The 13,308-nt window shown below is 70.8% G+C and carries 9 protein-coding genes; 1 reads left to right on the top strand and 8 read right to left on the bottom strand.

The features are described from left to right. Positions 1 to 3: 3 nt before the first annotated feature. A complete protein-coding gene (locus JSX79_RS04180; RefSeq protein WP_070417766.1) occupies positions 4 to 1,146 on the bottom strand; it encodes an ABC transporter substrate-binding protein in 1,143 nt (380 codons plus the stop codon). A gap of 213 nt (positions 1,147 to 1,359) precedes the next feature. Between JSX79_RS04180 and JSX79_RS04175 the strand changes: the two genes are divergently transcribed. Next, positions 1,360 to 1,797, top strand: coding sequence for a YdeI/OmpD-associated family protein (locus JSX79_RS04175; RefSeq protein WP_229085247.1), 438 nt, complete (start codon positions 1,360 to 1,362; stop codon positions 1,795 to 1,797). A gap of 124 nt (positions 1,798 to 1,921) precedes the next feature. Here JSX79_RS04175 and JSX79_RS04170 read toward each other — a convergent pair whose 3' ends face one another. The 7 genes from JSX79_RS04170 to JSX79_RS18115 form a co-directional block, all read right to left on the bottom strand. Further along, on the bottom strand, positions 1,922 to 2,893 hold the full coding sequence (locus JSX79_RS04170; protein WP_229085246.1) for a hypothetical protein: 972 nt from the start codon (positions 2,891 to 2,893) through the stop codon (positions 1,922 to 1,924). A 278-nt stretch (positions 2,894 to 3,171) separates the two neighbouring features. After that, positions 3,172 to 6,285 carry a glycoside hydrolase family 38 C-terminal domain-containing protein gene (locus JSX79_RS04165; RefSeq protein ID WP_229085245.1) on the bottom strand — a complete coding sequence of 1,038 codons (3,114 nt, stop codon included), beginning with the start codon at positions 6,283 to 6,285 and terminating at the stop codon, positions 3,172 to 3,174. Between the two features lie 31 nt (positions 6,286 to 6,316). After that, the gene (locus JSX79_RS04160; protein WP_181015180.1) at positions 6,317 to 7,147 is read right to left on the bottom strand and encodes a carbohydrate ABC transporter permease; all 831 of its coding nucleotides are present in this window, start codon (positions 7,145 to 7,147) and stop codon (positions 6,317 to 6,319) included. 68 nt (positions 7,148 to 7,215) lie between these two features. Next, entirely contained in the window at positions 7,216 to 8,166 is a 951-nt protein-coding gene (locus JSX79_RS04155; RefSeq protein WP_083295172.1) for a carbohydrate ABC transporter permease, read from the bottom strand. A 113-nt stretch (positions 8,167 to 8,279) separates the two neighbouring features. After that, positions 8,280 to 9,638: an extracellular solute-binding protein gene (locus tag JSX79_RS04150; RefSeq protein WP_229085244.1), complete on the bottom strand. Its 1,359-nt coding sequence runs from the start codon at positions 9,636 to 9,638 to the stop codon at positions 8,280 to 8,282. A 121-nt stretch (positions 9,639 to 9,759) separates the two neighbouring features. Next, positions 9,760 to 10,599: a PhzF family phenazine biosynthesis protein gene (locus JSX79_RS04145; RefSeq protein WP_229085243.1), complete on the bottom strand. Its 840-nt coding sequence runs from the start codon at positions 10,597 to 10,599 to the stop codon at positions 9,760 to 9,762. 117 nt (positions 10,600 to 10,716) lie between these two features. Next, positions 10,717 to 13,179 carry a lamin tail domain-containing protein gene (locus tag JSX79_RS18115; protein WP_267484076.1) on the bottom strand — a complete coding sequence of 821 codons (2,463 nt, stop codon included), beginning with the start codon at positions 13,177 to 13,179 and terminating at the stop codon, positions 10,717 to 10,719. Positions 13,180 to 13,308 lie beyond the last annotated feature (129 nt).

Below are 13,308 nucleotides of genomic sequence, written 5' to 3'. Positions count from 1 at the left end.
TGTTCAGGAGCCCATCGTCGAGGCCCACTTCGCCGACAGCACCTTCGCCGCGGCGGTGACCTGCTCGTCGGTCAGCTCGACGTAGTCCTTCGGCGCGCCACCGGCGGCGTCGAGGGCGTCCTGGTCGACCTTGCCCGACTTCTCGAGCGCGGCGAGGGTGGACGGGAAGGCGCCGGCCTGGAGGTACAGGTTCTGCACGTCCGGGCTGGCGATGTACTCCTGCCAGAGGCGCGCGGCCGCGGGGTGCGGGGCGTCCTTGTTGATCGCCTGCGAGTAGTACGAGCCGAGGGCCTGGCCCTCGGGGACGACGGTCTTCCAGTTCTTGTTCCCGCTCGCGCCGGCCGCCGGGCCCCACGCGAGGTTGTTGTAGGACCACTGGATCACGACGGGCGTCTCACCCGAGGCGACGGTCGCCTGCGACGGCAGCACGTTCTGGAAGTTGCCCGCCTGCTTCAGCTTGCCGAAGTAGTCGACGCCCTTCGTGATGTCGTCGGCCGAGCCGCCGTTCTCGAGCGCCGCGAGGTACACCGCTGACGCGGCCTGGTTCGCCTGGGTCGGGTCGCCCGCGATCGAGACCTTGCCCTTGTACTCGGAGCCGAGCAGGTCGTCCAGGTCCTTCGGGGCGTCCGTGATCTTCGACGAGTCGTAGCCGATCGACATCAGGCCCGTGTAGTCGCGGGTCCAGGCGCCGTCCTCGTCCTTGAGGTCCGAGGGGATGTCGCTCCAGTTCGCGACCTTGTAGTCCGTCAGCAGGTCGAGGTTCTGCTGCAGCACGGCGTTGCCGAGGTCGAGCACGTCCGGTGCCGTCGACTGGCCCTTCTGCGACTTCACTGCGGCGACCTCGTCGGCGCTCGAGCCGTTCGGGTTCGCGGAGGTGATCTTGATGCCGTACTTCTTGGTGAAGCCGTCGATGATCTTGCCGTAGTTGGCCCACGACGGCGGCAGCGCGATGACGTTGAGCTGCCCCTCCGCCTTGGCGGCCTTCACGAGGGCGTCCATGCCACCGGCGGACTCGGCGCTCGTGGCGGTCTTCCAGTCGGTGTCGTCCTTGGTCGTGCTGGCGGAGCTCGTGGCCGAGCAGCCGGCGAGGGTGACGATGGCGGCGGCGGCCAGGGCGATGCCGGCGAGGGTGCGCTTGTGCTGCACGGGGTGTGCCTTTCGGGTGCTGTGGTGCGTCGGGGTGGACCGGGGTCCGGGTCCTGGACGATCGTGGACGCGTCCGGTTTCCGGCCAGTGCTGCGGCGGTGAACGGCGGCGGAACAGCGGGTTCGCCTGTACGGTTTCGCTTGTCGGCACAGGCGCCGGCGTCGGCCCGCATCGGGCCGGCCGGGTCAGCCCGGTTCAGTCCAGGAGGCACGGATGCAGTTCACGACGACCGTCCTGCAGGCGCGGAAGACGGCCACCGGCCTGCCGGTCCCTTCCGACGTGGTCGACGCGCTGGGCGCGGGGCGCCGCCCACCCGTGGTCGTCACCCTGAACGGCGCCTACACGTACCGGTCCTCGATCGGCGTGATGAACGAGCAGTCCCTCGTCCCGCTGTCGGCGGAGCACCGTGCCGCCTCCGGGGTCGCGGCCGGCGACACCGTCGAGGTCACGATCGAGGTCGACACGCTGCCCCGCGTCGTCGACCTGCCGGAGGACCTCGCATCGGCGCTGCAGGAGGCCGGGGTCCGTGCGGCCTTCGACACGCTGTCGAACTCGCGGCAGCGGGCCCTCGCCGACCCGGTCGCGCAGGCGAAGTCCCCGGATACCCGGCAGCGCCGCATCGACAAGGCCGTCGAGTCCCTGCGCTCGTAGGCGCCGGGGCGTACCTGACCGTTTCGGGCGTACCTGGTCGGAAGTTTCGGGCAGGTACGCCCGGAAACACCATGCATCGCGGACGCTCTGGGAAAGAAGGAGCGGCGTTGGACACCGAGCCGACTCACCGCATCGGCGTCATCGCGGGGCGTCGAGCGCTCCGCACCGGCCGGACCGCACACGGGAGGCCGGCGGCACGGAACCGGAGTGCCAGCGCGTCGAGGTCGAACAGCTCGCGCCACTCGACGCGGAGCACCGTGCGGACGCCCGGCACCGTGAGCAGGCGGGCGTGACGACGTTTCTCGTCGATGAACACCTCGGTCTGGTCGCGGCCCCCGAGGTACCGCTCCTGCGTGTACTTCGCACGCCCGTCGATCTCGACGATCACCCCTTCGTCCGGGAACCAGAAGTCGACGGCGGACCGACGACCACCGATCACGAACTCCTGCTGCAGCACGGGCGCGGGGAGCCCGAGCTCGCGGAAGACCACTCGCGCGAGAGACTCCGCCGGGGAACCCGACCGTCCGTCTGCGAGCTCGACGACCTGCGCAGCCCGTGCCCGTCCCCGAGCGCTCGGGTGCAGCGCCCGCCACAGGTCGTCGCGTCGGATGCCGCGGCGCAACGCTGCATCGGCGACGACGACTCCGGTCCGCAGGTCGTCCGTCATCGCGATGTCGATGACGGTTCGTGGAATCGTGGTGATCGCGAGGTCGCCCGCTCGGGTCCGTTCGGTGTCGGACACCGGCCGGGTGTGCAGGACCAGTTCGGCGGTCCGGGCGCGGTACATCGACTCCGGCACGGTCGCGTGGACCGGGATGCTCCACCCGCCGAGCGACGGCAGCCCGTGCACTGCGGCCGCGGATGCGTGCGAGGCGGTTGCCCGGCCGCCGAGTCGACCGAGCCGCGCGTACACGCGGGTGACGTACCGCTGCCGGGGCCCCGCTGCGTCCCACGCCGCCCCGTCGACGAAGGCGTTCGGCCCCGCGCGGACGAGACGACCGGGGCCGTGCAGCCGTGTCCGGCGGCGGAGGGTGCTGGCGTCGAGGCCGGCTTCGCGCGTGGTGGAGGCCCGCAGGATGGGCAGCGGTTCGTTCATCGACGAAACGATGCCCGCCAGCCACGCGCAAAGCGGTCCGATCTCGTCAACTGTTGACGCGCCTCCAGGCCCACGCTGTTGTGGAGGACCAACGTTCTTTCCCAGGACGGACGCGATCCCTGACGAAATCGGGCGTACCTGGTCAGATCTTTCGACCAGGTACGCCCGATTCGACCACCTACGCCCGGAACGACCAGGCCAACCCGCAGCACGGCGCCGGACGGAACGCACCCGTGTCCCGTCCGGCGCCGCGGTCCTTCGCGCGCGAGCCCGCTGCCTCAGGCCCGACGCACCCGGAGGGTCACGATCTCGAAGGGCCGGAGCGTGAGCACGACCGGCTCCCCCGACTCCCACGAGTCCCCCAGCGGGCGTTCCAGCAGGTCCACCGCCGCCACCCCGGCGACGTCGAACCCGAAGTCGACGCCGACGTCGGCCGCGCGACCGCCCGACGCCTCGTACAGCCGCACGACGACGTCGCCGGAGCGGTCCTCGGCGAGCTTCACCGCCTCGACGAACACCTGCGGCGACGACACCGTCACCAGCGGGTCGACCGTGGTCGTCCCCTCCACCGTGCGCACCGGCAGGTTGAGCCGGTACCCGGCATCGGCGGCGTCGAGCACCGAGGCACCCACCCGCAGCACCGTCCGGAACACGTGGTGCCCCTGGTCGGCGTGCGGGTCCGGGAACGTCGGGGCCCGCAGCAGCGACTCCCGGACGAGCGTCGTGGTGCCGCCGTCGGCCCGGGTGCTCCGGGTGATGTCGTGTCCGTAGGTGGAGTCGTTCGCGACGGCGACGCCGAACCCGGGCTCGGCGACGTGCACCCAGCGGTGGGCACTCGTCTCGAAGCGGGCCATGTCCCACGAGGTGTTCTGGTGGGTCGGGCGGTCGATGTGGCCGAACTGGATCTCGCTCGACGCCGACGCCGCACGGACGTCGAGGGGGAACGCGAGCTTGAGGAGCTTCTGGCGCTCGTGCCAGTCGACCTCGGTCACGATCGTCAGCTCGGACTGCCCGGCGACGGCGGAGTACCGGGTGGTGATCGACGACGACCCGAAGGACCGCTGGACGACGAGTTCGTCGCCGGACACCTCGACCGAGGACGCCTCCAGCACCGTGCCGCTGCGCTGGTAGGCGCGGTCGATGTCCCACGCCTCCCACTGGTTCGGGGTGTCGCGGAACACGGTGTACTCCGCGGCGGCCGCGCCCGGGGCGACGGCGTCGCGTCCGGACGCGTGGTCGACGAGCGACACGACGTGACCGGCCGCGTCGATGGTCGCCGTGACGACGCCGGTGTCGAACACGAAGCGGTCGCCGTTCCGGACGGGAGGCACGGCTCGCAGTTCGTCGCCCAGCGAACCACCCAGGGCGGTTGCGTCTCCCGCCGCGACCGGCGAGGCGTTGAAGCGCACGACGTTCCCGGTCGAGCCGCTGCCGCCGGCGGCGTCCGCCCCCGACGGCGCGTCCAGCAGGGCGCTGCCACCGCCGGACCGGGCGGTGGACGACGCCCCGACCCCGGCGAGCGCCGCGGCACCGCCGTTCGCGAGCGCCGTCGTGGCGTTGCCGATCAGGCCCTCGAGCACCCGGGCGACCTCGGCGTAGTTCGCCTCGGCGTTCTCGTAGACCCAGGCGATCGAGGAGCCGGGCAGGATGTCGTGGAACTGCTGCAGGAGCACGGTGTGCCACGCCTGCTCGAGCTCCTCGTACGGGTAGTCGAGCCCGAGTCGGACGGCAGCGGTGGATGCCCAGAGCTCGGCCTCGCGGAGCAGGTGCTCGGAGCGCCGGTTGCCCTGCTTCGTCCGGATCTGGGACGTGTACGTGCCGCGGTGGAACTCGAGGTACATCTCGCCCGACCACACCGCCGGCGTCGGCAGTGCGGCCTCGATCTCCTCGAAGACCTGCGCCGGGGTGCCGAGGTCGACCCGCGGGGACCCGTCGAGGTCGTGCTGACGTCGGGCAGCGGCGACCATCTCGCGGGTGGGGCCGCCACCGCCGTCGCCGAAGCCGTAGAGCAGCATCGAGGTGTTCGCGACGCCGCGCTCCTTGTTCTGCCGTTCGCCGCGGTGCAGGTCGGCGGGTGAGACGTCCGAGTTGTAGGTGTCCGCCGGGGGCAGGTGCGTGAGGACCCGGGAGCCGTCGATGCCCTCCCAGTGGAACGAGGTGTGCGGGATGACGTTCGTCTCGTTCCACGAGGGCTTCTGCGTGACGAACCACTTCGAGCCGGCGGCCCGGACGATCTGCGGCAGGGCTCCGGAGTACCCGAACGAGTCCGGGAGCCACGCCTCGGGGGTGTCGATGCCGAACTCCTCGAGGAAGAACCGCTTGCCGGCGACGAACTGCCGCGCGAGGGCCTCGCCACCGGGGAGGTTCGTGTCCGACTCGACCCACATGCCGCCGACCGGGATCCACCGGCCCTCGGCGACCCGCTGCTTGATGCGGGCCCAGATCGACGGGTAGCCGTCCCGGATCCAGGCGTACTGCTGCGCCGAGGAGCAGGCGAACGTGAAGTCGGGGTCGCGGTCCATCAGGTCGAGCACGTTCGAGAAGGTGCGGGCGCACTTCCGGATGGTCTCGCGCACCGGCCAGAGCCACGCCGAGTCGATGTGCGCGTGGCCGACGGCGATCGCCCGGTGCGCGGCGGCACTGGCCGGCACGGCGAGGACGGGCGCGAGGACCGCTCGTGCGTCGGCGGCCGTCCCGGCGACGTCGTCCGGGTCGAGGGCGTCGGCGGCGCGTTCGAGCACGCGCAGGACGTCCGCGCCGCGGGTGCCGTCGGTGGGCAGCTCGGCCATGAGGCCGCGGAGGACCCAGAAGTCCTGCTGGAGCTCCCACACGGTGTCGTCCCGCTCGACGATCTCGAGCGCCTTCACCTTGTAGATCGGCTTCGTCCCGGCCGTCGAGCGCGACCCGAGCGGGGTCGCCCCCTGGAACGAGTCGCCGCCGATGTCCGGGTTCGCCGCGGCCTCGACGTAGAGCTCGAAGGACTCACCTGGACCGACCTCGAGCGGGACGGTGTCGTTCTTCGGCTCGATGCCCTTGACGGTCGTGCCGTCCGGCCGCCACGCGAGTCCCTCGGCCTGGAACCCGGGGTGGCGCTTCGTGAAGCCGAGGTCGACCCGGAGTTCCGCCGTGGTGCCCGGCGCCGTCCCGAAGTCCTCCGGCACGGTGCCGCGGATCCGGAACCAGGTGGTCCCCCACGGTCGGCCACCCCAGGAGCCGCCCACCGTGAACGGCTCGTAGTCGGCAGCCACCGCGACGTCGAACGGGACCGGTTCGTCCGGCACGGTCCAGGCGGCGATCTCCACCGGCGCGGACCGGCGCAGGACGGCGGGGTCGATGCGGTCCCGGACGAGCCGGGCGATACGGGCTTCGACGAGGGGTTCGTCGTGGTGCATGGAGGTGGTTCCTTTCCAGCAGGGACGGGTGTCAGCCCTTGATGCCGCCGGCGAGGGCGTTGCCGCCGCCGAGGCCCCGGGACACGAGCACGTAGAGGGCGATGACGGGCACGGAGTACACGATCGAGAACGCGGCGAGCTGCCCGTACGCGACCGCCCCGTTCTGCCCGAAGAAGTTGAAGATGCTCACCGCGGCGGGCACCTTGTCGGGCGAGAGGAGCAGGACGAAGGGGACGAAGAAGTTCCCCCAGGCCTGGATGAACACGAAGATGAACACCACGGCGATCCCCGGGCGCATGAGCGGGATCACGATGCGGGTCAGGGTCGTCATCATCGAGGCGCCGTCGGTCCACGCCGCTTCCTCGAGTGACACCGGGACCGAGTCCATGAAGTTCTTCGCCATCCAGATCGCCATCGGCAGCGAGGTGGCGGCGAGGAAGAAGATGCAGCCCCACACGTTGTCGATGAGGTTGAGCGACACGAAGAGCGCGTAGACCGGCACCATCATGGCGGTGATCGGCAGGCCGGTGCCGAACAGGATGCTGTACAGGAACGGCTTGTTGACCCGCATCTTGTAGCGGGACAGCGGGTAGGCGGCGAGCAGCGCGAACACCACGGTGACGACCGCCGTGCCGCCGGAGAGCAGCAGGCTGTTCGCGAGCGGGATGAACGACAGCTCCGGCGTGAGCACCTTCGTGAAGTTGTCGAGCGTGAACTGCGTCGGCATCTTCACGGACAGCGACGCCTGGGTGTCGACCGACGCGAGGACGAGCCAGAGCAGCGGGACCGCGAAGCACACCGCGATGACGAGCAGCACGACGTTCGACACCCAGCGCATCGTCCGACCCCGCGGGGAGGTCATGTGCAGCGAGCCCGGTGCGGTCACCGAACGGGTGGTGGTCTGGTCGAGGGACGGGGCAGTGATGGCCATCAGTCCACCTCCGGCTTCAGTGCCTTGATGTAGATGATCGAGAAGACCGCGCCGACCACGAGCAGGATCGTCGCGATCGCCGTCCCGAAGCCGAGCTGCGAGAACTTGAACGCCTCTTGGTAGGCGAGGATCGGCAGCGTCGACGAGTTGGTCCCGGGACCGCCGCCGGTCATGACGAAGATCAGCGTGAAGACCGACAGCGTCTGCAGCGTCGTCAGCATGAGGTTCGTCGAGATCGACCGGCGGATGACCGGCAGGGTGATGTAGACGAGGCGCTGCCAGCCGGCGGCTCCGTCCACCTCGGCGGACTCGGTGATCTCCTCGGGGACCTCCTGCACGGCGGCGGAGTAGACGAGCATCGAGAAGGCCGTACCGCGCCAGATGTTCGCCAGGATGACGGCGAGCATGGGGTACGTGTAGAGCCAGTTCGGGCCGCTGATCCCGATCGACCGCAGGAACTCGTTGAGCGTGCCCTCGTCGTTGAAGAACGCGTACGCGGCGAACGAGGCGACGATCTCGGGCAGGACCCACGCGGCGACGACGAACGTGCCCACGATCGCGCGGACGGCCTTGTTCGCCGAGCGCATGAGCAGGGCGAGCCCGAGCCCGAGCACGTTCTGGCCCACGACCGCGGACGCGAGCAGGAACACGATGGTGAGGATGACGGACTTCGGGAAGTCCGGGTCCTGGAACAGCTCGACGTAGTTCTGGAAGCCGACGAACTGCTGGTCGGCGGCGCCGACACCGGTGAGCGCCGAGTTGGTGAACGACCCGTAGAACGACGAGATGACGGGGCCGAGCAGGAAGATGACGAGGAGGACGACGGCGGGGAGGAGCGGGACCGCTCGTCCCACGTTCCGCAGCGGCTTCCGCTTGCGCGGGACCGGCGGATCGGTGCGCTTCGGCGCACCGGGCGCCGACAGCGTCGGCGCGAGGGGGGTGCTGGACACGGTGGTTGCCTTCCGGGTGCGGAGAGGGGTTCCGAAGGTGGGTGGGGTCGGACGGGAGGCGCGGCGCACGACGCGAGCCGCGCCTCCAGTCCGTCAGGTGGTCACCGCAGCGATCAGCCGGAGACCGTGTTCTCCTTGCCGACCACCTGTTCGACGGCCTTGTCGTAGGCGGCGGCCGCCTGCTTCGGCGTCTGCTGCCCCGTCATCACCGCCTCCATCGCGACCTGGATCGCGTTGGACACCTGCGAGTAGTCACTCGTCGCCGGGCGGAAGTTGGTGTGCTCGACGAGCCCGGAGAAGAACTTGAACGTGGGGTTCGCGTCCGTGTAGGCGGTGTCCTCGGCGACGTCCTTGCGGACGGCGATCTGGCTGTTCTCGCTGTCGTACTTGAGCGACCCGTCCTTGTCGAGGAACTTCGCGATGAAGTCGAACGCCGCCTGCGGGTTCTTCGAGTTCTTGCCGACCGCGAGGGTCCAGCCACCGGACATCGAGTTGTAGCCGGGCTCCTGGCCGTTCTGGGTCGGCATCGGCGCCTGGCCCATCACGTCGTTCCACTCGGCCCACGGAGCCGTGCCGGACTTCAGCCACGTGCCGGACTGCCAGGACCCGTCGAGGTCGATGGCGAGCTTGCCCTGCGGGAGCCACGTCTGGGCGATGGTCGTCCCGACGTTCGTGTCGAGCGCCTGCTGTGGCGTGGGTCCGAGGTCACCCTGGTAGACGTCCTTGATGAACTGCAGCGAGTCCTCGAACTGCTTCGAGCCGGTGACCCACTTCTTGTCCTTGTAGAGCGTGTTGCCGGAGCCGTCCGCGCCGTACAGGAGCATCTCGAAGCCCTGCATCGTCGAGGCCTCGCCCTGCGCCTTGCCCGAGTAGATGTTGAACGGGATGATGTCGGGCTTCTTGTCCTTGATCGTCTTCGCGGCCGCGAGCACGTCGTCCCAGGTCTTGGGCTGCCACGGGACGGGCAGGCCGACCTCCTTGAAGATGTCCTTGTTGTACCAGAGGGCCCGGGTGTCGGTGCCCATCGGGACGCCGTAGATCTTGCCGTCGTCGCCCTGCCCGGCCTGCTTGGCGTTGTCGTAGAACTGGCTCCAGTCCTTCCACTTCGCCGTGTACTTGTCGAGCGGCAGGAGGTAGCCCGCCTCGGCGTCGGCCTTGATGAGGAAGGTGTCCTCGTACATGACGTCCGGCGCGGTTGCCGGCGCCTTGTTCATGAGCGCGAGCTTCGTGTAGTAGTCGTTGCCCTGGGCCTGGATGGGGACGAGCGTGACCTTCTTGCCCGGGTTCTCCTTCTCGTACTCCGTCTTGACGACCTTCATCTGGGCGTCGAGCTGCTGGAAGGCACCGAACTTCTGGTACGCGATCTTGATGGTGTCGCTCGAGGCGGAGCCTGAGCTGGAACAACCAGCCAGACCGACCGCGGCGACTGCCACGGCTGCGAGTCCGGCGATGATTCGGGTGCGGCGTTTCATCGGTGCTCCTTTGCACGGGATGTTCGCGGGCTCCGTCACCCGCGCGCAGGATTACTCCACCGTATTGACTTATCCGTGTCAAGAGCTGTGGCGTGTCGATTCGGTCACGCTCGCGGACGGCTCAGACCGGAGTGGCACCGCCCGTGACCGTGATGCCGCCGGTCGCCGGGACGTCGACGAGCAGCACGCTCGGCCGTCCGACGTGGCGTCCCTGCCGGATCATCACGCGGTCGCCGGGCTGCACGGCCCCGATCTCGCGCAGGTACGCGCCGGTCGATGCCGCCGCCGAACCGGTCGCGGGGTCCTCGGTGATCCGGCCGGCCGGGAAGAGGTTGCGCGCCTCGTACTCCAGCGCGTCGGTGCGGTGCAGGACCGTGACCGTCCCCGCCCAGCCGGCCTCGCGCTTGAGGGCCGCGAGGGGCTCCGGGGCGAAGCGGAACTGGTGGAACAGCTCGACGTCGGCGAGCACGATCACCGGGTGCCAGTTGCCGGCGAAGGACTCGAGCACCGGGAAGCCCGCCGCGACGTCGTCGACCGTCAGGCCGAGCAGGGCGAACAGGCGGTCGCGGAGGTCGGGGTCGAGCGGCCGGGACGCCGGCTGGACGCTCGTCATCGCGACCTGCACGCTGCCGTCCGGAGCGGTCGTGGCGTCGAGGGCGATCTCCCCCGCGGCGGTCGTGAAGACCCGGCGCCCGAGACCCTCGCGCTCGGCGAGCACCACGGCCGTGGCGATCGTGGCGTGGCCGCAGAACGGGACCTCGGCCGCCGGCGAGAAGTACCGCAGGCGCGGGCCCGCGGCGGTCTGCCCGGTGACGAAGGCGGTCTCGGGGTACCCGACCGCCTGCGCGATCGCGAGCATCTCGTCGTCGGAGAGGTCGGCCGCGTCGAGCACGATGCCGGCGGGGTTGCCGCCGCCCGGCTCGGCGGCGAAGGCGGTGTACCGGAGGATCTCGTTGTGCACCCTGCGACCGTACCGCCGCGGGCGCGTGGCCCGCGGGCGTCGGGGCTCGCGGGCGCGCGTTCGTGAGCAGGAATGGTCGGGTCCGCATCACGAACCCGACCATTCCTGCTCACCAGATCACTCCGAGGCGGGGGTCCCCCGGCGCCGACGGAGCACGAGCACGCCCGCACCGGCGGCCAGGAGCAGGAACGCCGCCACGGCGCCGACCCCGAGCCCCTCGGCACCCGTGAACGCCAGCGCACCGGTCACGGGGTCGATCGTGATCGTGGTCCAGCCCAGCACCGTGCCGTCCTCGGCGGTCACCACGATGCGGTGTTCGCCCGCGGGGGCGTCGGCCGGGATGGTCGCCGTGACCGTGCCGTCCGCCGCGACCGTGGCGGTCCCGAGCAGCGTCGGCGTGGAGAACATCCAGACGTGCACCTGCTGCCCGGCGTACCGGGTGCCGACGCCGATCGTGATCGTCTCGCCGGGGCGCGCCGTGGCCGGGGCGGTGAGCGTGCCGCGGTTCGCCTCGGTCAGGGACGACTCGGACGGTGCGGCGGGCGCGCCCGACGGCGAGGCGCCCGCTCCGGGGGTGGAGCCACCGGGCGCGGTGTCACCCGGGGCGGGCGTCGAGCCACCACCCGGCGTCGGCGTCGGCGTCGGCGTCGTGCCACCGTCGCCCGGCGTCCCGCCGTCGCCTGGCGTCCCACCGTCGCCCGGCGTCCCACCGTCGCCCGGCGTCCCACCGTCGCCCGGCGTCCCACCGTCGCACGGGTAGGTGCCCGTCCGGAGCGAGAACCCGTCCGTGTCGTTGTCGTCGGCGTAGAACGTCGCCCGCGAGCCACCCGTGCAGACACCCGAGATCGCGAAGCCCTCGTTCGCCAGCGTCCGGTCGGCGTTCGACGGCGCCTCGTACACAGTCGTCGCCGCGAAGGCCCCGTCGGCCACCTCGTACAGCGCCGTCCGGCCCGAGCACGCGTCGTCGCAGACCACCCAGAGCGCGTCGAGCGTCGGGTCGAACTGGACGTCCGCGACGACGGAGAACGGCGTCGCGATCGTGGCCACCCGCTGGAAGGCACCGTCGGACATCAGGGCGTACGCGTACACGCTGGCCGTGCCCTCGACGCCGACGAAGAACAGCCCGTCGCCGTGTCCGGTGTAGGTCGCCGGCGTGTACGCGGCGCCGGTGTGCTCGTCCGCGAAGCCGTGCGCGGTGAGCCAGGAGTCCGGGACCCAGGTGACGCCCTCGAGGCCCGCGTTCGCGCCGAGCCCGGGGAAGTCCGCCGCGAGGTTCCACTCGTCGGTCGCGTCCAGCGTCGACTGGGAGCCGTCGGCGGTGGCGAAGCGCAGGACGGCCGGGCGGCTCGTGGAGGACACGTCGTTGTTCCGCTCGGTCGAGACGTAGACCGCGCCGGGGTCGTCGGACGTGACGGTGATGCCCTCGGCATCCGGGGTGCCGGAGCCGTCGGCGTAGTGCAGTTCCGTACCGGCTGCGTTCGAGGGCGCCCATCCGCCCTCGCCGTCGGACACGAGATGGTAGAGCAGCCCGTCCCCGTTCTGCACGGCCCAGAGCCGCCCGGCGGCCGAACCCGACGTCGAACCCGAGGCCGTCCAGTCGATGCCGCTCAGGTCACCGGTGAAGGTGTCCTCGTCGTCGAGCACCCGCTCGTCCGGACCGCCGGGCCACGCCTCGGCGGTGACGACCCCGGCGAACCGGTTCGCGGTGCCCTTGGTCGGTGCCGAGGTCTCCGCGAACGCGCCGGTGCCGTCCGGGTTCCGGCCGTACGTCGTCGCGGCGTGCGCGGTCCACGTGTACGAGTCGACGACGTCGCCACGAGGATCGAACACCCGCGCCGAGTCCGCCTTGCCCAGCCCGAACCCGAAGTCCTGCTCGTCGAGGACGGTGAAGCCACCCGGTGCGACGGTCGTCCCGTTCGGGATCGTGTACGCGTGCGTGTCGTCGCTGTCCCGGAACACGTACCCGCCGAGGTCGACCGTGGTCGTCCCGACGTTCGTCAGCTCGACCCAGTCGCCCGGGGTCCCGCCGTCGGACTCCACCTCGTTGATGCGCACCGGCGAGGAGCAGTCGTTCGCCGCCCCCTTCGTCGACGCCGTGGTGTCCACGAGCGCGCCGGTCCCGTCCGGGCAGCGCCCGTACGTCACCGCGGCGTGCGCCGTCCACGAGTACCGCAGCACGAGGTCGCCGGCCGGGTCGTACACCCTGGCGGTGTCGGCGCCGCCGAGCCCGAAGTCGAAGCCGGGAGCGGTCGCCGACACCTGGTCGATGACGAAGTACCCGCCGGCGGCGATGGTCGAACCGGCGGGCAGGACGTACGCCTCGTGCGAGCTGTCGTCGTCGAGGAACGCGTACCCGGACAGGTCGATCGCCGCCGACGAGGTGTTCCGCAGTTCGACCCAGTCGGTGTCGTCGCCGTTCGACTCGACCTCGTTCACGACGAGTCCGTTCGGGCTCGCGGCGCCCACGGACGGATCGTCGTCACCGACGGCAGCGGAGGCGGGCGACGTCGTCAGCACGCCGGCGGCGACGACGAGGGCGGCGGCGACGGACGCGCCGAGGCGCAGAGCACGGGGATGCATGCAGAGTCCTTCTCAGGAGTTCGGGGGGACCTGCACGACTGTTCAGCATCCGGGCATCCGGCCGGTGGCGGCGAGGTGAACGACCGGTGTCGCGCGCGACACGGGGAACGGCACAGTGTGCCGGACGGG

This window comes from Curtobacterium sp. GD1 (genome assembly GCF_020882855.1).
Taxonomy (GTDB): Bacteria; Actinomycetota; Actinomycetes; order Actinomycetales; family Microbacteriaceae; genus Curtobacterium.
The sequence above is the reverse complement of the archived record's forward strand: the minus strand, read 5'-3'. Positions and strand labels throughout refer to the sequence as shown.